The organism is Enterobacter sp. MGH85 (assembly GCF_001037655.1).
GTDB lineage: Bacteria > Pseudomonadota > Gammaproteobacteria > Enterobacterales > Enterobacteriaceae > Enterobacter > Enterobacter intestinihominis.
The window spans coordinates 2,430,100-2,446,928 of the sequence record NZ_KQ089925.1; the positions used below are offsets into that span (position 1 = coordinate 2,430,100).

Below are 16,829 nucleotides of genomic sequence, written 5' to 3' on the forward strand. Positions count from 1 at the left end.
CAATCTCATGTCAGTAAGTTCTTTTAACCGACGCTGGGCGACGGTGATCCTTGAAGCCCTGACCCGCCATGGTGTCAGGCATGTGTGTATTGCTCCGGGCTCTCGCTCCACGCCGCTCACCCTTGCTGCGGCGGAAAACAGGGCTTTTATTCATCACACCCATTTTGACGAGCGTGGTCTCGGCCACCTGGCGCTCGGGCTGGCGAAAGTCAGCAACGCGCCCGTGGCGGTGATAGTGACTTCCGGCACGGCGGTGGCAAACCTCTATCCGGCGCTGATTGAAGCGGGGTTAACCGGCGAAAAGCTGATTTTACTCACCGCCGATCGTCCTCCGGAACTTATTGACTGCGGCGCGAACCAGGCGATTCGTCAGCCTGGCATTTTTGCCTCGCATCCTTCACAGACGGTCTCGTTGCCGCGCCCCACCCAGGATATTCCCGCCAGCTGGCTGGTCTCAACTCTCGACCACGCCATGAACGCACTGCGCAGCGGCGGGCTGCACATTAACTGCCCGTTTGCCGAACCGCTGTACGGCGAAATGAACGAGACCGGCCTAGCCTGGCAACAGCAGCTGGGAGAATGGTGGGAGAGCGAAAAGCCCTGGCTGCGTGAGCAGACGCATCTGGAAAGCGCTAAGCAGCGCGACTGGTTCTTCTGGCGCCAGAAGCGCGGGGTGGTGATTGCCGGGCGGATGAGTGCGGCGGAAGGCAAGCTGGCGGCGGAGTGGGCACAAACGCTTGGCTGGCCGCTGATTGGTGACGTGCTTTCCCAGACGGGCCAGCCGCTGCCCTGCGCTGACCTCTGGCTGGGGAACGCGAAAGCGGTCACCGAGCTGGCGCAGGCGCAAATTGTCGTCCAGCTGGGCTCGAGCCTGACGGGCAAGCGACTGCTCCAGTGGCAGGCCACCTGTACGCCAGAAGAGTACTGGCTGGTGGATCCGCTCGAAGGACGCCTTGACCCGGCGCACCATCGCGGTCGCCGCCTGGTGAGCGATATTGACAGCTGGCTGGAATTGCATCCGGCGGAAAAACGCAAACCCTGGGCGGTGGAGATCCCGGCGCTGTCGCGTCAGGCGTGGGAACTCACCAAAGCGCAGTGCGAGGAGTTCAGTGAAGCCGGGCTGGCGCACCGTATCCGCAAATATCTTCCCGAGCAGGGGCAACTTTTTGTCGGTAACAGCCTGGTGGTGCGCCTGATTGACGCCTTTTCGCAGCTGCCCGCGGGTTATCCGGTATACAGCAACCGGGGCGCGAGCGGCATTGACGGACTGATCTCCACCGCCGCTGGCGTACAGCGTGCCAGCGCAAAATCCACGCTGGCGATTGTGGGGGATCTCTCAGCCCTCTACGATCTCAACGCGCTGGCGCTCCTGCGTCAGGCGTCGGCTCCGTTCGTGCTGATTGTTGTTAACAATAACGGCGGACAGATTTTCTCCCTGCTGCCGACGCCGCAAAGCGAACGTGAGCGCTTCTATCTGATGCCGCAAAACGTGCAGTTCGAACACGCCGCCGCCATGTTCAGCCTGAAGTACCATCGCCCGGAAAACTGGGACGCGCTGGAGACGGCGCTGAACACCGCCTGGCGGCAGCCTGGCGCGACGCTGATTGAGCTGGTGGTAAACGATTCTGACGGCGCGCAGAAGCTGCAACATCTGCTGGCGCAGGTGAGTCACCTGTGATCCTCGCTGGCGTCACTCAGCCCGGAAAATCAGGCTACCCCTGGCTGGTTTTCTTGCACGGTTTTTCCGGTGACTGTCGTGAGTGGCAGACCGTTGGGGCGTCGCTGCATGACTACCCCAGACTCTACCTTGACCTGCCCGGGCACGGTGGTTCAGCGGATACGGGCGTGACGGGTTTTGCAGAGGTAAGTGAATTGCTCACGCATACCTTAATTAGTCACAACATACTAAATTACTGGCTGGTAGGGTACTCTCTCGGTGGCCGCATTGCGATGTTCCATGCCTGCCAGCATCCTGCGGGGTTAGATGGGGTGATTGTGGAAGGTGGACACCCTGGGCTGCAAGACGTCGAGGCGCGCCAGGCGCGGCTGACCTCGGACCGCCGCTGGGCGTCACGTTTTCGCAGTGAGCCGCTTGAAGCCGTCTTTGCCGACTGGTATCAACAGCCGGTCTTTACCTCCCTTACGGATGAACAGCGCAACGCGCTGATCGCGCTGCGTAGCCGGAACAACGGCCCGAGGCTGGCTGAGATGCTGGAAGCCACCTCGCTTGCCGTTCAGCCTGATTTACGTCCCGCGCTCACCGCGCGTGATTTTTCTTTCGACTATCTCTATGGCGAACGTGACGGGAAGTTTGCAGCCATCGCTGCTGAACTTAACGCCATGCGTCATGCTATCCCTCATGCCGGACACAACGCCCACCGGGACAACCCGGAAGCGGTTGCCGCGAGTCTGGCTCAGATACTACGTTATCGAACAAAGGACACGCTATGATCTATCCTGATGAAAACATGCTTTACGCGCCGGTTGAATGGCAGGACTGCTCCGAAGGCTACACCGACATTCGCTACCACAAATCCACCGATGGTATCGCCAAAATCACCATCAATCGTCCACAGGTACGCAACGCGTTTCGTCCGCTGACCGTAAAAGAGATGATCCAGGCGCTGGCGGATGCCCGCTACGACGACAACATCGGCGTCATCGTCCTCACCGGGGAAGGGGAGAAAGCCTTCTGCTCGGGTGGCGATCAGAAAGTCCGCGGCGACTACGGCGGATACCAGGATGATGCCGGCACGCACCACCTGAACGTGCTGGATTTCCAGCGCCAGATCCGCACCTGTCCAAAACCGGTGGTTGCGATGGTGGCAGGTTATTCCATCGGCGGCGGTCACGTGCTGCACATGATGTGTGACCTGACTATCGCGGCGGAAAATGCCATTTTCGGCCAGACTGGCCCGAAAGTTGGCTCCTTCGACGGCGGCTGGGGGGCATCCTACATGGCGCGCATCGTCGGCCAGAAAAAAGCCCGCGAAATCTGGTTCCTGTGCCGTCAGTACAACGCCCAGGAAGCGCTGGACATGGGGCTGGTTAACACCGTGGTGCCGATCGCCGATCTGGAAAAAGAGACCGTGCGCTGGTGTCGCGAAATGCTGCAAAACAGCCCAATGGCGCTGCGCTGCCTGAAAGCGGCCCTCAACGCCGACTGTGACGGTCAGGCGGGACTTCAGGAGCTGGCGGGTAACGCCACCATGCTGTTCTATATGACCGAAGAGGGTCAGGAAGGGCGCAACGCGTTCAACGAAAAACGCCAGCCAGACTTCAGCAAATACAAACGGAACCCGTAATGCGTCGCGCGCAGGTTTACCGCTGGCAGATACCGATGGACGCGGGCGTGGTACTGCGTGAAAGGCGGTTAAAAACCCGTGATGGCTTTTTCGTGCATCTCCGGCAGGGCGAGCGGGAAGGGTGGGGCGAAATCGCCCCGCTTCCGGGCTTTAGCCTGGAAACGCTGGATGAGGCGCAGGCGGCGCTGATGGCCTGGACACACGAATGGCGTGAGGGGGCAGATCCGTCGCTGCCGGACGTTCCTTCCGTCGCGTTCGGCATCAGCTGCGCGCTGGCAGAGCTGGACGGCTGTTTGCCGGATGCGGCGAATTATCGCGCCGCGCCGCTCTGTTCCGGCGATCCGGATGAACTTTTCGCGCTGCTCTCCGGGATGCCTGGCGAGAAGGTGGCGAAAATTAAGGTCGGCCTGTACGAAGCGGTGCGCGACGGAATGGTGGTTAACCTGTTACTGGAAGCCATTCCCGATCTGCACCTGCGCCTGGACGCCAACCGCGCCTGGACGCCGCTCAGGGCGCAGCAGTTTGCGAAGTACGTCAACCCGGCGTACCGCAACCGCATCGCGTTTCTCGAAGAGCCGTGCAAAACGCGCGACGACTCTCGCGCCTTCGCCCGGGAAACCGGCATTGCCATTGCCTGGGATGAGAGCCTGCGCGAAGCCGGTTTTACGTTTGCCGCCGAGCCGGGCGTCGGTGCCGTGGTCATTAAGCCAACGCTGACCGGCAGCCTCGACAAGGTGCGCGAGCAGGTTGCGGCGGCCCATGCCGCAGGGCTGACGGCGGTGATCAGTTCATCCATCGAATCCAGCCTCGGGCTGACGCAACTGGCGCGCATCGCTGCATGGTTAACGCCGGACACCGTTCCCGGTCTTGATACGCTAAACCTGATGCAGGCCCAGCTGATTCGCCAGTGGCCGGACAGCACCTTGCCGTGCCTCGATGTCGGGACGCTGGAGCCGCTGCAATGACTTTTACCGACTGGCCGTGGCGGCACTGGCGCTCCAGGAGTGCCGATACACCCGCGCTGCGTTTAGACGATATAACGCTCAACTGGTCACAGCTGGGCGAGCGTATCGATCGTCTGGCAGCCGGTTTTCAGTCTCAGGGTGTCAGGGACGGTGACGGCGTCATGCTGCTCGCCCACAACCATCCGCAGACCCTGCTGGCCTGGCTGGCGTTGCTTCAGTGCGGCGCCCGCATTTTGCCGGTGAACCCTCAGCTTCCCCGTCCGCTGCTGGACGTCCTCCTGCCGCAGATGACCCTGCGCTTTGCGCTGGTGCTTAACGGTGAGTATGACGGTCTGCCCGCGCTGGCATTAAGAGAGGGCGAGGAGCAGGGCGGCGTGACGTGGCGGGCAGAACGGCTGGCCTCGATGACGCTCACCTCCGGCTCCACCGGCTTGCCAAAAGCGGCGGTGCACACCTGTGCCGCCCACCTTGCCAGCGCAAAAGGCGTGTTGTCGCTGATGCCTTATGGCGGTGATGACGACTGGCTGCTGTCCTTGCCGCTGTTTCACGTCTCCGGTCAGGGGATTTTGTGGCGCTGGTTGCAGGGCGGAGGCCGTCTCACCGTGCGTGAAAAACAGCCGCTGGAGCAGGCCCTGCAGGGCTGTACCCACGCCTCGCTGGTGCCGACGCAGCTGTGGCGGCTGCTCAATTCACACCATCCCGTTGCGCTGAAAGCCGTGCTGCTCGGCGGGGCGGAAATCCCCGTTGAGCTGACCGAACAGGCGCGCAAGCAGGGGATCCGCACGTTCTGCGGCTACGGTCTGACCGAGTTCGCCTCCACCGTCTGCGCCAAAGAGGCCGACGGCGCGCCGGACGTGGGCAGCGCGCTGCCGGGCAGAGACCTTCAGGTGGTGAACGGTGAAGTCTGGATCCGGGCGGAAAGCATGGCGGCGGGCTACTGGCGAGACGGCGCCTTACTGCCGCTGGTCAACGAGCAGGGCTGGTTCGCCACCCGCGATCGCGGCGAGTGGCATGACGGACGCCTGACCATTCTGGGCCGAATGGACAATCTCTTTTTCAGCGGCGGAGAAGGGATCCAGCCGGAAGCGCTGGAGCGCGTTATCGTCACACATCCGCAGGTTAGCCAGGTGTTTATCGTCCCGCTGGATGACGCCGAATACGGGCAACGCCCGGTGGCGGTAGTGGAATGTGAGCCGGGCACGGATATCACGCTGTTGCCGGAGTGGGTTCAGGGCAGGCTGGCGCGCTTTGAGCAGCCGGTACACTGGCTGGCGCTGCCGTCAGAACTGAAAAATGGCGGGATAAAGATCTCCCGCCAGGCGTTAAGGCAATGGGTCAATGCCCTGTTGAGGGGCTAATCAGCCGATATCCGGCTGCGGTTTCTGCTGGCGTCGACGCATCCAGCGCAGCACCGGCGGCACGACAATCACCATGATCGCCATCGCCAGCAGGATCTTCGTCACGCTGCTCTCCCACAGGATCGCCATGTTGCCATTGCTGATGGAGAGGGCGCGGCGCAGGTTCTGCTCCAGCATTTCCCCCAATACAAACCCTAAAATCAGCGGCGACATCGGGAAGTGCATCTTGCGCAGAATGTAGCCCAGCACGCCGAGCAGCACCATTAACACCAGGTCGAAGGTGGTGCTGTGCACCGCGTACACCCCAACCGCAGAGACGGCGGCGATGGCCGGGACCAGGAACCACAGGGGAATGGTCAGCATGCGGGTGAACAGCCCGATCAGCGGGATGTTCATCACCAGCAGCATCACGTTGGCGATCAGCAGCGCCGCAATCAAGCCCCAGACGATATCGGGCTGCTCGGTAAACATCGCCGGACCGGGAGTGATGTTATAGAGCGTCAGCGCGCCCATCATCACCGCCGTGGTGCCGGAGCCCGGCACGCCGAGGGTCAGCATCGGGATAAACGAGCCGCAGGCCGAGGCGTTATTCGCCGCCTCCGGCGCCGCCACGCCGCGGATATCGCCTTTGCCGAAGCTGTCGCTGTTACCGCTCAGCTTTTTCTCGGTCATGTAGGTGATGGCGCTGGCGATAGTCGCCCCCGCGCCGGGCAGGATGCCGACAAAGAAACCGATCACCGACGAACGCAGGGTAGCACCCACACACTGTGCCCCCTCTTTGGCATTAAAGAGCATGCGGCCGGTTTTGCGCACCAGCGTCTGCCCGCTGCTGGTATGTTCCAGCATCAGTAAGATTTCTGAGACAGAGAACAGACCAATCACCACGACGATAAACTGCACGCCGTCGGAGAGATGAACGCTGTCGAAGGTAAAGCGATAAACCCCGGTGTTGGCATCCACGCCGACGGTGGCCAGACTGAGGCCAATCAACGCAGACAAAAACGACTTCAGCGGATTCTGCGCCATCATGCTGCCGAGACAAGCGATGGCAAATACCATCAGGGCAAAATACTCGGCCGGACCAAACGCCAGCGACCACTGGGCCAGCGCCGGGGCGAAGAGGATGATGCCGCCAATGGCGATCAGGGAGCCAAAGAACGAGCTGACGGCGGAAATAGAGAGCGCCACGCCGCCGCGTCCCTGCTGCGCCATCGGATAACCATCCAGCGCGGTCATAATGGCAGCGGCATCGCCGGGCACGTTAAGCAGTATCGAGGAAATACGCCCCCCGTATTCGCAGCCGATATAAACCGTCGCCAGCAGGATCAACGCCGATTCCGCAGGCAGGTGCAGCGCAAAGGCCAGCGGCAGTAAAATCGCCACGCCGTTGATAGGCCCAAGGCCCGGCAGCAGGCCAACGATCGTCCCGACGAAACAGCCGATCAGGGCGATCACCAGGTTTTCCGGGGTCATCGCTACCGCGAACCCCTGAGAGAGATAGATCCAGGTATCCATAGCGTGCTCCGTTAGTTAAACCATGCGCCGAGCGGCAGGGTCACGTCCAGCAGGCGGTCGAAGGCGTACCAGAGTAAAATGCCCAGTACGACCCCGGAGATCCCCGCCGCAGGCAGCGAGGCGTTAAACAGTATGCCAATCACCATCGTCAGCAGGGCGGTGGCGATCGGGAAGCCGAGCCACTCAAAGCCCCACGCGTACATCAGCAGAACAATCACCATTACCAGCAGACGTTGCAGCGTGCGGCGTGGCGGCCACTCCACGGTGTCCGGATGGCGCAGCAGCAGGGCCACCGAACAGAGCAGCATCAGGCCGACAATGCCTACGGGAAAGGGGCGTGGCCCCACGGGTTCATAGCTGTATTCGCTGTGGATCTGCCAGGCGACGAACAGGCCGCCAATGCAGAGCAGCAGCCATATCCCGGCAAAAATGCGATCGCTCATAGCGCCTCCGGTTATTTCGCCAGACCAAAGGCTTTCGCCTGTTCGCGGTAGTCATTCACCTGTTTTTTCACGTACTCGTCCAGCTGCTTGCCGTTCAGGTTGAACTCAAACAGCCCGCGCAGATCGCGCTGTTTTTTGAACTCCTCGGTTTGCTGAAGTTTTGCGAAGGTATCCACCCACCACTGGTACTCGGCGTCGGTCACTTTTGGCCCGACGAAGAAGCCACGGATGATCGGCCAGACCAGGTTATAACCCTGCTCTTTGGCGGTTGGGACGTCTGCAAGCTGGCCCGGCAGACGGTTTTCCGAGAAGACCGCCAGCACGCGGATCTTATCCCCGCTCAGGTAGGGAACCATTTCGCTGAGATCGCCCGATACTGCCTGCACGTGATTGCCCATCAGCGCCGTCACCGGCTCACCGCCGCCTTCAAAGGCCACGTAACGCATTTTGTGCGGATCCACTTTGGCCTGCTGCGCCAGCAGCGCGGCTTTCATCCAGTCCTGGCTGCCGATAGAGGCGCCTGCGCCAATCACCACGCTGTTCGGATCTTTTTCCATGGCGGTCAGCAGATCTTTCAGGGATTTCCACGGGGAGTCCGCGCGAACGGCGATCATGCCGTAATCGGTGCCTACGGTGGCGAGCCAGCGCACGTCATTTACGTCATAACGACCAAATTTCCCCTGCGACAGGTTCAGCAGCGAGCCGCCGGAGAAGGCCACCACGGTGCCGGGTTCAGCAGGGCGCTGGGCGACGATGGCGTTATAGGCTACCGCGCCCACGCCGCCGGGCATGTAGGTGACGCGCATCGGTTTCTCAATGGCCTTCGTCTCCAGCAGGCTGACCTGAATCAGCTTACAGGTCAGGTCAAAGCCGCCGCCGGGTTTGGCCGGGGCGATACACTCGGTGCGGGACGGGGTGTCCTGCGCCTGGACGACAGAGGCACTCAACAGCAATACGCTTGCAGCAAGGGTAGAAAGTAATTGTTTTTTCATCGTTTATCCTCACGCCGGAGAACCGGGAGTACGGGTACGGGTGTCTTTTTTCTGATTATGTGAACCACCTTGTAGCGGTTCCGTTGCGTGATTGTTAAAACAATAACCTTTCATTTCCCTTTCACTGCGACACCAACTTTACAGGATGTGATATGCGTCTCTTACTGGCGGAAGATAATCGTGAGCTGGCTCACTGGCTGGAGAAAGCGCTGGTACAAAACGGATTTGCCGTGGATTGCGTCAACGATGGACGGGCGGCCGATCACCTTTTGCAGGGGGAAAACTATGCCGTCGCGATCCTTGATATCGGCATGCCCGGCTTCGACGGGCTGGAAGTGGTGCATCGTCTGAGAAAGCGCGGGCAGACGCTGCCGGTGCTGTTTCTTACCGCCCGCAGCAACGTGGCAGACAGGGTGAAAGGGCTGAATGCCGGGGCGGATGACTATCTGCCGAAGCCGTTCGAGCTGGAGGAGCTTGATGCCCGCCTGCGCGCGTTGCTGCGCCGCAGTGAAGGACGAACCCAGGAGCGCCAGCGGCTGGGAGAGCTGGAGTACGATGATGAAGGCTTTTTTCTGCTGCGCGATGAACCTCTTTCCCTCACGCCGCGCGAGCTCTCTTTACTGAAGGTGCTGATGCACCGCCGGACCCGTCCCGTCTCCCGGCAACAGCTCTTCGACCAGGTGTTCAGCCTGAACGACGACGTCAGCCCCGAGAGTATCGATCTCTATATTCACCGCCTGCGTAAGAAGCTGACCGGCAGCGGCGTGCGGATCACCACCCTCCGGGGACTGGGCTACGTGCTGGAGTGCGGCGATGAAGTGGGTTAAGCCGCAGTCGCTTTACCTGCAACTTTTGCTCTTTCTGGGTTTGCCGCTGCTGCTGTTATGGGGGCTGTCAGCCTTTAACAGCTACGTTAGCGCGCTACAGGCGGCGACGCAGGCCTATGACCGTACGCTGTTATCCTCGGCGCGCACCGTGTCTGAGCGGCTGGTGGTGCACAAGGGCAAGCTGCTGGTGAACGTGCCCTGGGTCGTGCTCGACAGCTTTGAGCTGAACATGAACGATCGCCTCTACTACAAGGTGGTTGACCCTGACGGGCGGACGATCTCCGGCTATGACGATCTGCCAAATATGCCTCCCTCCACGTCGCGCACCACTCACTATCCGGCGCTGGCGTGGTTTTATCATACCGAGTATCGCGGGCAGGCGATCCGCGTGGCGAAGCTGCTCCAGCCGGTTAACGAAGATAACGTGTTCGGGATGGCGGAAATTTACGTCGCAGAAACGTTGCAGTCGCGGCGCTATCTGGCCACACAGCTGCTGTTTTCCTCACTCGTGTCGCAGGGGCTGCTGGTGCTGCTGACGCTGGTCCTGACCGCCTGGCTGCTGCGCCGCGTGCTGCGCCCAATGCGGCAACTCTCTTCGCTGATGGTGCGCCGTGAGCCCGGGCTGCTGGCCCCGCTGCCGGAGCTGCTGCCCTGGTCGGAAACGCGGCTGCTGATTGTCGCGTTTAACCGTTACATCGACCGGTTGCGCGGCGTACTTTCGCGGCAGGAGCGCTTCAATGCCGATGCCTCACACCAGCTCAAAACGCCGCTGGCGGTGCTAAAAACGCAGGTATCCGTTGCTCTGACGCGTAACGATCCGGCGCTGTGGCAGGAGAGCTTACGGGCAATGAACGTTACGCTGGATAACACCATCGTGCTGACGGAAAGGCTGTTACAGCTTTCGGCGGTGAAGCGGAAAGAGCAGGGGGAGCGACAGTTTGCCCCTGTGGATCTGGTGCAGGTGGTGCAAAACTGCTGCTTTTCGCGGCTGGCACAGGCGCGCAGCAAGGGTATCGATCTCGGTTATGACGGCGTACAGCAGCCGGTAATGATTGAGGGGGATGACGTTTTGCTGGGCGAACTCTGCGCTAACCTGCTGGAGAATGCGATCAAATACACGCCGGAGCAGGGCATCGTGACGGTGTACCTGCGCATGGATAACGATGCCGTTGAGCTGAGCGTGGAGGACAGCGGACCGGGTATTGCCGAAGACCAGATCTCCCAGGCCATGCTGCCGTTTCATCGGCTGGATAACGTGGGCGATGCCGCCGGGTCCGGCATTGGCCTGGCGCTGGCCAACGATATTGCCCGCCTGCACCGCAGCCATCTTCAGCTGATGCCCAGTGAAAATCTGGGCGGCTTGTGCGTAAAAATGCGTTTTTTATTGATGATATAAATACCGATATTATCAAATCGTTACAAACTAATTGCCCGATGTCCACTGAGCGCATTGATCCCACAGACAGTCAGGTTAAAATCTCGCGGTTTTTGGACATCTCTGAATATATTGTGCGGGATCACGACAATGAAAAAAGTGGCATTAATGGGCTTAGGCCTGATGTTTGTATCGGCAGCCGCCAACGCTATTTCCTTCAACGGCTCGGCGGGCGAAGATTATACCCACCTGGGCTTTGGTCTTGGCACGGATAGCGCAGGCCTGGCGATGACCGGCGGCTGGACGCACAACGACGACGATGGGGATGCGGCAAGCCTGGGCCTCGGCTTCAACGTGCCGTTGGGTCCCTTCCTGGCGACCGTCGGCGGTAAAGGGATTTACACCAACCCGAACGACGGCGACGAAGGTTATGCGGCGGCAGTGGGCGGCGGTTTGCAGTGGAAAATCGGCGACAGCTTTGGCCTGTTCGGTGAGTACTACTACTCTCCGGATTCCCTCTCCAGCGGTATCGATAGCTATGAGGAAGCCAACGTGGGTGGACGCTGGACCATCATCCGTCCTGTCACCATCGAAGCGGGTTATCGTTATCTGAACCTGGCGGGTAAAGACGGCCACCGCGACAACGCGCTGGCAGATGGTCCCTACATCGGTGTGAGCGCAGGTTTCTAATCCTTTCGGCGCGGCGTTCAGTCGCGCCAGTTTCTCTCTTCCCCCGGTCTTCGATTGCGCTATAGTGTTTTGACCATTGAAATGGGAGAACACAATGATAAACGTGGAAATGTTATCCACTGGCGACGAAGTGCTGCATGGGCAAATCATTGATACCAATGCCGCCTGGCTCGCCGATCTCTTCTTTGAGCAAGGATTACCGTTAACGCGCCGCAACACCGTGGGTGACAATCTTGAGTCGCTGGTCAACGTTCTGCGCGAGCGCAGCGAACGCTGCGACGTGCTGATTGTGAACGGCGGGCTTGGGCCCACCAGCGACGATCTCAGCGCGCTGGCCGCCGCCACGGCCAGAGGTGAAGGCCTGGTCCTGCACGAGGCGTGGCTGGCACAGATGGAGCGATTTTTCTCCGAGCGTGGCCGCGTGATGGCCCCCAGCAACCGCAAGCAGGCTGAAATTCCCGCCAGCGCGGAACTGATTGATAACCCGGTCGGCACCGCCTGCGGGTTTGCCGTTCAGCTGAACCGCTGCCTGATGTTCTTCACCCCGGGCGTGCCGTCGGAATTTAAAGTGATGGTCGAGCAGCAGATCCTGCCGCGCCTGCGCGCGCGCTTCACGCTGCCTGAACCGCCGCTGTGCCTGCGTCTGACCACCTTTGGCCGCTCGGAAAGCGACCTGGCCCAGAGCCTCGATCACCTGCAACTGCCTCCCGGCGTGTCGATGGGCTATCGCTCCTCCATGCCGATTATTGAACTGAAGCTGACCGGACCGGCGTCAGAGAAAGCCGCTATGCTGGCACTGTGGCCGGAAGTGCAGCGCGTCGCCGGGGAAAGCCTGATTTTCGAAGGAACGGAAGGGCTGCCGGCGCAGATCGCAGCGCATTTGCAGTCCCGCCAGCTGAGCGTGACGCTAAGCGAGCAGTTTACCGGTGGGCTTCTGGCGCTTCAGCTTACCCGGGCGGGTGCGCCGCTGCTGGCCAGTGAAGTGGTGCCGTTCCAGCAGGAGACGCTGGCGCAGACGGCGCGCTGGGCGTCCGAGCGCAGAGTGAAGCATTTCGCGGGGCTGGCGCTGTTTGTGGGCGGGCTGGATGAGGAGCATCTCAACTTCGCCCTGGCAACACCGGAAGGGACCCACGCCCTGCGGGTGAAGATGAGTATTACCCGCCACAGCCTGGCCGTGCGTCAGGAGGTGTGCGCGATGATGGCGCTGAACATGCTGCGCCGCTGGCTGAACGGGAAAGAGGTCGCCAGCGAGCACGGCTGGATCAACGTCGTGGAATCGCTGTTCGTAGAGTGAGGATGTGCCGGGGGAGTGTCCCCGGCAACGGTTACGCCAGTGCGTTTGCCAGCAAGGTAATGGGATGTTCACAGCGTTTGCTGGTGGACATCTCGATCTGCCACTTGCAGGTTTCACAATCCGTCACCACGATATCTGCGCCGCTCTCTTCAATCTGCCGGAACAGCGGCGCGCCAATGGCCTGTGACGTTGGGTAGTTTTCACGCTTGAATCCGTAGGTGCCAGCGATGCCGCAGCAGCGTGAGTCCAGCACCGTCAGCTCCAGCCCCGGGATCAGCCGCAGCAGCTCCAGCGTATAGATCGACCAGCCCATCTTCTCCATATGACATGGCGTGTGATACACCACCTTCAGCGGCAATTTGCCCAGCGGTAACGTCTGCCCACTGTCAAGTTTGCGCCAGAGAAAACGGGTCGCCAGCTCAATGTGCTCGCGCAGGCCGGTGTTATCCACATCCAGCAGATGCGGATATTCATCGCGCAGCGTGAAGGTACAGGTTGACGACGTCGCCAGTACCGGGATCCCGTTGTCGACGATCGCCTCACGTAAAGAGGTGACGTTGCTTTTCGCCTGCCTGCGCGCTTTGTCGGTAAAACCGTTGGCAATCAGCGGAACGCCGCAGCACTTCTCTTTGCTCAGCAGCTGAACGCCCGTCCCCATGGCGTTCAGCACTTTCAGCAGGTCTTTCCCCAGCTGCGGATGGTTGTAGTTCACGTAGCAGCCGTGGAAGAAGGCAACTTGCTCAGCAAACTGCGCCTGTTCTGCCGCCACGGATTTATACCAGCGGCGGAAGGTGCCGTGAGAATATTTCGGCAGACTGCGGTGATGGTCGATTTTGAGCGTCGCATCCAGCAGCCTGCGCACCGGCTTCAGGGCGGTGGCGGCATTGACGACCGGCGCGAAAGGCGTCGAGAGGCTGCCCATCAGATCGGTGTGGCTTAGTATCGCGTCGCGCAGCGTCGGTTTTTGCGTACTGTAGCGGGCGCGGGCGCGCTGGATGATATCGCCTATTTTCACGTCCGAAGGGCAGGCAACTTCGCAGCGTTTACAGTTGATACAGTATTTCAGCGCCTCGTCGTAGAGCGCGCCGTCCTTCAGGCGCAGACGCTCCCCGTCGGGGCCGGCCTGTTTCGGGCCGGGATAGCGCGGATCGACGCCGCTGACCGGGCAAACCGTGGTGCAAACCGTGCATTTGATACAGCTTTCAAATCGGGTGTCGTTCATTGTGCTCCCTCCCTGCGCTGGATAATCTGCTCCGCGACATGCAGCGCGGTGACGGCGCAGACGCCGCCACCGCAGCCCTGTGCCACGGGATCGTACCCGCCCAGAACCGAGCCGATGGCGTAAAGATTTTCAACCGGCTCCCCGCCCAGCTGCGGGCGCAGCTGGGTATCGACGATCACGCCGAACTGCTGCCAGGGCTGCGGGGTGAAGAAATCGCTTTGATACCAGTCCGCGCGGGAAGCGCTTTGCCGGACATCCAGCCCGAGAATTGCCTCACGCACGCCATCCCGGCTGCTCAGCAGACCGTTACTGAAGAAGCTGCCGCTTGCCAGCACCGTATAGCGTGCACGAAGCGGGATGTCGCCGTGGTTGCGGGTCCAGATTTCGCTTACCGCGCCCTCTGCCAGGGTGATTTTTTTCACCTCGTCGCCTGCCAACCAGACGCCACCCTGGGCGACAAACTGACGTTGAAGCTGGGTATGCAGACGAATGCCGGGCACGGAAGGGGGGAGCGTCGGCAGTAAACCGAGCGTACAGGGCAGGCGCGCCGAGAGCCAGCGCCAGAGCCGGTTGTCCGTTAAGCCAAAACAGGCGGGCATAAACAGGGCGTCGCAGGTCTCGCCGAGCGGTTGAAGCGCTGCGTACAGCTGCGGCCAGTAGCGTTCATTATCCAGCAGGCGGGCAATGTTCACCGCACGAAACTCGCTGGGGTTTTCGCGCAGCACGTCGAGCTCGGGGAGATCAATCTCCGCCGTATCCACCTGAATGCCCTGCTGTCTGAGAGACGCGGCGGCAAGATGCGGCTGGAAATCAAGGAAACCGCTGATCCCCACCACCCGCACGCGCCCGGCAGCGATGGGGGCGACAGGCACCTCTTCCGGGCTAAGCCAGGCGGCGCGCAGAGTGCCGAGCGGCGTGACGCGCTGATGATTTTGCTCGGCGTCACCCTGCATGCGTGCGCCGCAGGCGGTCAGCAGGTGTTCGGTTTCGCAGGCAAAGCGGGCCATATTCTCTGCGCCCGTCAGGCGGTAGGGTTGTTCAGGCGGCAGATCGGCGAACGATAGCGCGCCCAGTAAATCCAGCGAGCCGGAAGAGAAGTGCAGGGCACTTTGACCGCGAGTGACAATGGCGCAGCGTAGACCCCGCTGCGTCAGTTTGAGACCGCACAGCAGGCCCGCCAGCCCTCCACCCACAATCACGGTATCAAATTTCATGGTTGTGCTCCTTCTCCAGACCGCAAAGTCCCTGATAGACCCAGCGGGTAAACTCACTTTCGCGCAGGGCATCGCCCCAGGCGACGGGCTGAATGCCTTTCCAGCGCTCATTTAAAAAATCGCTGAGCTGGGCGAGCGACTGGGTTGAGGAGGTGGCATGAAAACGTTGCAGCAGCCCGGCGGCACGGCAGGCGCACAGCTCCCCCTGACAGGTGCCCATCCCGACTCGCGTGCGGCGGCGTAAATCAAGCAGGTTGTTCACCGTCAGGTTTTCCACGGCATATTGCACCTCGCCTGCGGTCACGGCTTCGCATTCGCACACCAGGCTGCGGCTGAGTCGCCCTTCACCAAGCCAGGTCGGGGTGCGGTCGCCGTGGCGGTAAATCGCCGAACCGCGAAGCGGGGCAGGAAGTGAAATGATTTTATGCAGCGTTTTTTCTGTCGATTGCTGCGAGCCGGGCAGGGCCCGCTCCGCCGTCACGCACGGCGCGGTGTTACCGAGCTTACGGCAGACGGCATCGGTGGCCCACTCCGCCATCAGCCGGTAGGTCATCAGCTTGCCGCCGGTAATGGTGATAAACCCGTCCATGCCGTCGCGTTCGGCGTGATCGAGCAGCACGATGCCGCGGCTGACGTTACGCCCGCTCGGATCGTTGTCGCTGGCGATGAGGGGACGCACGCCCGCGTAGGCACGCAGAATACGCGTCTGCGCCATCACCGGGGCCAGCTTTTCCCCTTCGCGCAGCAGAATATCCACCTCTTCGGCGGTAACGCGGTTGTAATCAATTTCGCTGTAGTCCACATGCATTGAGGTCGTGCCGATCAACGAAATGGTGTCCCCCGGCACGAGGATGTCGGCGTCAGACGGTTTACGGCAGCGGTTGATGACATGGTTATTGATGCGATGGTCGAGGATCAGCAGCGAGCCTTTGGCCGGGAACATGCGGACGGATAAATCGGCGTATTCCGCGATGCGCTGGCCCCAGATCCCCGCCGCGTTGACCACGACGGTGGCATACAGCTCGCGGTGTTCATTGTACTGCGTATCACACACGCGCACCCCGCGTACGGTATTACCTTCACGAATAAGCCCGGTGACGTGATGCCCGGTCAGGATCTGTGCGCCGTGTTCCCGCGCGTCGAGCATATTGGCGGCGGTCAGGCGGAAAGGATCAATGGTTCCGTCAGGCACTTTTACCGCGCCCAGTAACGCCGGGTTCACCGAGGGTTCCAGACGGCGCGCCTGCGCAGGATCGAGCGCCTCGGCCTGAATGCCTGCCGCCGTGCAGGCGGTGATAAAGGTTTGCTGAAAGCCGAGATCATCTTCGGGAAGGGTGATAAAAAGGCCGTTGGTCGGTTCAACGCAGTGGCGGGCGATGCGCCTGAGGATCTGGTTTTCAGCAATACACTCGCGCGCGGACTCAGCGTCAGTGACCGCATAGCGGGCACCGCTGTGCAACAGACCGTGGTTACGCCCCGTTGCGCCGGTGGCGATGTCGTGGCGCTCCAGAAGCGTGACGCTCAATCCCCGCAGGGCGCAGTCGCGTGCGATGCCGGCACCCGTCGCGCCACCGCCAATGATAATCACATCGCTGAAGCGTGGATCGTGAATTGTCATTGCCTTTCCTC

15 protein-coding genes are annotated in these 16,829 nt (G+C 61.1%); 9 read left to right on the forward strand and 6 right to left on the reverse strand.

What is annotated here, in order from left to right; genetic code table 11:
• The first annotated feature begins 7 nt into the window (after positions 1 to 7).
• From menD to menE, 5 genes are read left to right on the forward strand one after another with little or no spacing between them, the layout of a single operon-like run.
• Complete coding sequence (menD, locus tag SK51_RS11585) at positions 8 to 1,678, forward strand: 2-succinyl-5-enolpyruvyl-6-hydroxy-3-cyclohexene-1-carboxylic-acid synthase (RefSeq protein ID WP_022648819.1); 1,671 nt, start codon at positions 8 to 10, stop codon at positions 1,676 to 1,678.
• Positions 1,675 to 2,451 (forward strand): 2-succinyl-6-hydroxy-2,4-cyclohexadiene-1-carboxylate synthase, encoded by a 777-nt coding sequence (gene menH, locus SK51_RS11590; protein WP_023306636.1) that lies wholly within the window; start codon positions 1,675 to 1,677, stop codon positions 2,449 to 2,451. Before menD ends, menH begins: the two co-directional genes overlap by 4 nt.
• On the forward strand, positions 2,448 to 3,305 hold the full coding sequence (gene menB / locus SK51_RS11595) for a 1,4-dihydroxy-2-naphthoyl-CoA synthase (RefSeq protein ID WP_014832749.1): 858 nt from the start codon (positions 2,448 to 2,450) through the stop codon (positions 3,303 to 3,305). Before menH ends, menB begins: the two co-directional genes overlap by 4 nt.
• Positions 3,305 to 4,270 (forward strand): o-succinylbenzoate synthase, encoded by a 966-nt coding sequence (gene menC / locus SK51_RS11600; RefSeq protein ID WP_023306635.1) that lies wholly within the window; start codon positions 3,305 to 3,307, stop codon positions 4,268 to 4,270. The genes menB and menC overlap by 1 nt, the downstream gene beginning before the upstream one ends.
• On the forward strand, positions 4,267 to 5,628 hold the full coding sequence (menE, locus tag SK51_RS11605; protein WP_023306634.1) for an o-succinylbenzoate--CoA ligase: 1,362 nt from the start codon (positions 4,267 to 4,269) through the stop codon (positions 5,626 to 5,628). Before menC ends, menE begins: the two co-directional genes overlap by 4 nt.
• Here menE and SK51_RS11610 read toward each other — a convergent pair whose 3' ends face one another.
• The 3 genes from SK51_RS11610 to SK51_RS11620 are packed head-to-tail and all read right to left on the reverse strand — an operon-like array spanning position 5,629 to position 8,578.
• On the reverse strand, positions 5,629 to 7,143 hold the full coding sequence (locus SK51_RS11610; protein ID WP_023300617.1) for a tripartite tricarboxylate transporter permease: 1,515 nt from the start codon (positions 7,141 to 7,143) through the stop codon (positions 5,629 to 5,631). It lies immediately after the preceding gene.
• Positions 7,144 to 7,154: 11 nt separating this feature from the next.
• Entirely contained in the window at positions 7,155 to 7,586 is a 432-nt protein-coding gene (locus tag SK51_RS11615; RefSeq protein WP_022648813.1) for a tripartite tricarboxylate transporter TctB family protein, read from the reverse strand.
• An 11-nt stretch (positions 7,587 to 7,597) separates the two neighbouring features.
• Positions 7,598 to 8,578, reverse strand: a complete 981-nt coding sequence (locus SK51_RS11620) for a Bug family tripartite tricarboxylate transporter substrate binding protein (RefSeq protein ID WP_038416442.1) — start codon at positions 8,576 to 8,578, stop codon at positions 7,598 to 7,600.
• A 152-nt stretch (positions 8,579 to 8,730) separates the two neighbouring features.
• Between SK51_RS11620 and tctD the strand changes: the two genes are divergently transcribed.
• The 4 genes from tctD (at position 8,731) to SK51_RS11640 (ending at position 12,764) form a co-directional block, all read left to right on the forward strand.
• The gene (gene tctD, locus SK51_RS11625; protein ID WP_017693014.1) at positions 8,731 to 9,405 is read left to right on the forward strand and encodes a transcriptional regulator TctD; all 675 of its coding nucleotides are present in this window, start codon (positions 8,731 to 8,733) and stop codon (positions 9,403 to 9,405) included.
• On the forward strand, positions 9,392 to 10,801 hold the full coding sequence (locus tag SK51_RS11630; RefSeq protein WP_023306632.1) for a sensor histidine kinase: 1,410 nt from the start codon (positions 9,392 to 9,394) through the stop codon (positions 10,799 to 10,801). Before tctD ends, SK51_RS11630 begins: the two co-directional genes overlap by 14 nt.
• 129 nt (positions 10,802 to 10,930) lie before the next feature.
• Complete coding sequence (locus SK51_RS11635) at positions 10,931 to 11,470, forward strand: YfaZ family outer membrane protein (protein ID WP_022648809.1); 540 nt, start codon at positions 10,931 to 10,933, stop codon at positions 11,468 to 11,470.
• A gap of 94 nt (positions 11,471 to 11,564) precedes the next feature.
• Positions 11,565 to 12,764, forward strand: coding sequence for a nicotinamide mononucleotide deamidase-related protein YfaY (locus SK51_RS11640; protein WP_023300615.1), 1,200 nt, complete (start codon positions 11,565 to 11,567; stop codon positions 12,762 to 12,764).
• 31 nt (positions 12,765 to 12,795) lie between these two features.
• Here SK51_RS11640 and glpC read toward each other — a convergent pair whose 3' ends face one another.
• From glpC to glpA, 3 genes are read right to left on the reverse strand one after another with little or no spacing between them, the layout of a single operon-like run.
• Positions 12,796 to 13,986, reverse strand: a complete 1,191-nt coding sequence (gene glpC / locus SK51_RS11645) for an anaerobic glycerol-3-phosphate dehydrogenase subunit GlpC (RefSeq protein ID WP_023306631.1) — start codon at positions 13,984 to 13,986, stop codon at positions 12,796 to 12,798.
• Positions 13,983 to 15,200, reverse strand: coding sequence for a glycerol-3-phosphate dehydrogenase subunit GlpB (gene glpB / locus SK51_RS11650; RefSeq protein ID WP_048206717.1), 1,218 nt, complete (start codon positions 15,198 to 15,200; stop codon positions 13,983 to 13,985). The genes glpC and glpB overlap by 4 nt, the downstream gene beginning before the upstream one ends.
• Positions 15,190 to 16,818: an anaerobic glycerol-3-phosphate dehydrogenase subunit A gene (gene glpA, locus SK51_RS11655; protein ID WP_023306629.1), complete on the reverse strand. Its 1,629-nt coding sequence runs from the start codon at positions 16,816 to 16,818 to the stop codon at positions 15,190 to 15,192. The genes glpB and glpA overlap by 11 nt, the downstream gene beginning before the upstream one ends.
• Positions 16,819 to 16,829: the final 11 nt, after the last annotated feature.

What these genes read in the sequence shown, in the direction of transcription:
- menD (WP_022648819.1), top strand. Translation starts at nt 8, where the DNA reads ATGTCAGTAAGTTCTTTTAACCGACGCTGGGCGACGGTGATCCTTGAA.
- menB (WP_014832749.1), top strand. Translation starts at nt 2,448, where the DNA reads ATGATCTATCCTGATGAAAACATGCTTTACGCGCCGGTTGAATGGCAG.
- menC (WP_023306635.1), top strand. Translation starts at nt 3,305, where the DNA reads ATGCGTCGCGCGCAGGTTTACCGCTGGCAGATACCGATGGACGCGGGC.
- menE (WP_023306634.1), top strand. Translation starts at nt 4,267, where the DNA reads ATGACTTTTACCGACTGGCCGTGGCGGCACTGGCGCTCCAGGAGTGCC.
- SK51_RS11610 (WP_023300617.1), bottom strand. Translation starts at nt 7,143, where the DNA reads ATGGATACCTGGATCTATCTCTCTCAGGGGTTCGCGGTAGCGATGACC.
- SK51_RS11615 (WP_022648813.1), bottom strand. Translation starts at nt 7,586, where the DNA reads ATGAGCGATCGCATTTTTGCCGGGATATGGCTGCTGCTCTGCATTGGC.
- SK51_RS11620 (WP_038416442.1), bottom strand. Translation starts at nt 8,578, where the DNA reads ATGAAAAAACAATTACTTTCTACCCTTGCTGCAAGCGTATTGCTGTTG.
- tctD (WP_017693014.1), top strand. Translation starts at nt 8,731, where the DNA reads ATGCGTCTCTTACTGGCGGAAGATAATCGTGAGCTGGCTCACTGGCTG.
- SK51_RS11630 (WP_023306632.1), top strand. Translation starts at nt 9,392, where the DNA reads ATGAAGTGGGTTAAGCCGCAGTCGCTTTACCTGCAACTTTTGCTCTTT.
- SK51_RS11635 (WP_022648809.1), top strand. Translation starts at nt 10,931, where the DNA reads ATGAAAAAAGTGGCATTAATGGGCTTAGGCCTGATGTTTGTATCGGCA.
- SK51_RS11640 (WP_023300615.1), top strand. Translation starts at nt 11,565, where the DNA reads ATGATAAACGTGGAAATGTTATCCACTGGCGACGAAGTGCTGCATGGG.
- glpC (WP_023306631.1), bottom strand. Translation starts at nt 13,986, where the DNA reads ATGAACGACACCCGATTTGAAAGCTGTATCAAATGCACGGTTTGCACC.
- glpB (WP_048206717.1), bottom strand. Translation starts at nt 15,200, where the DNA reads ATGAAATTTGATACCGTGATTGTGGGTGGAGGGCTGGCGGGCCTGCTG.
- glpA (WP_023306629.1), bottom strand. Translation starts at nt 16,818, where the DNA reads ATGACAATTCACGATCCACGCTTCAGCGATGTGATTATCATTGGCGGT.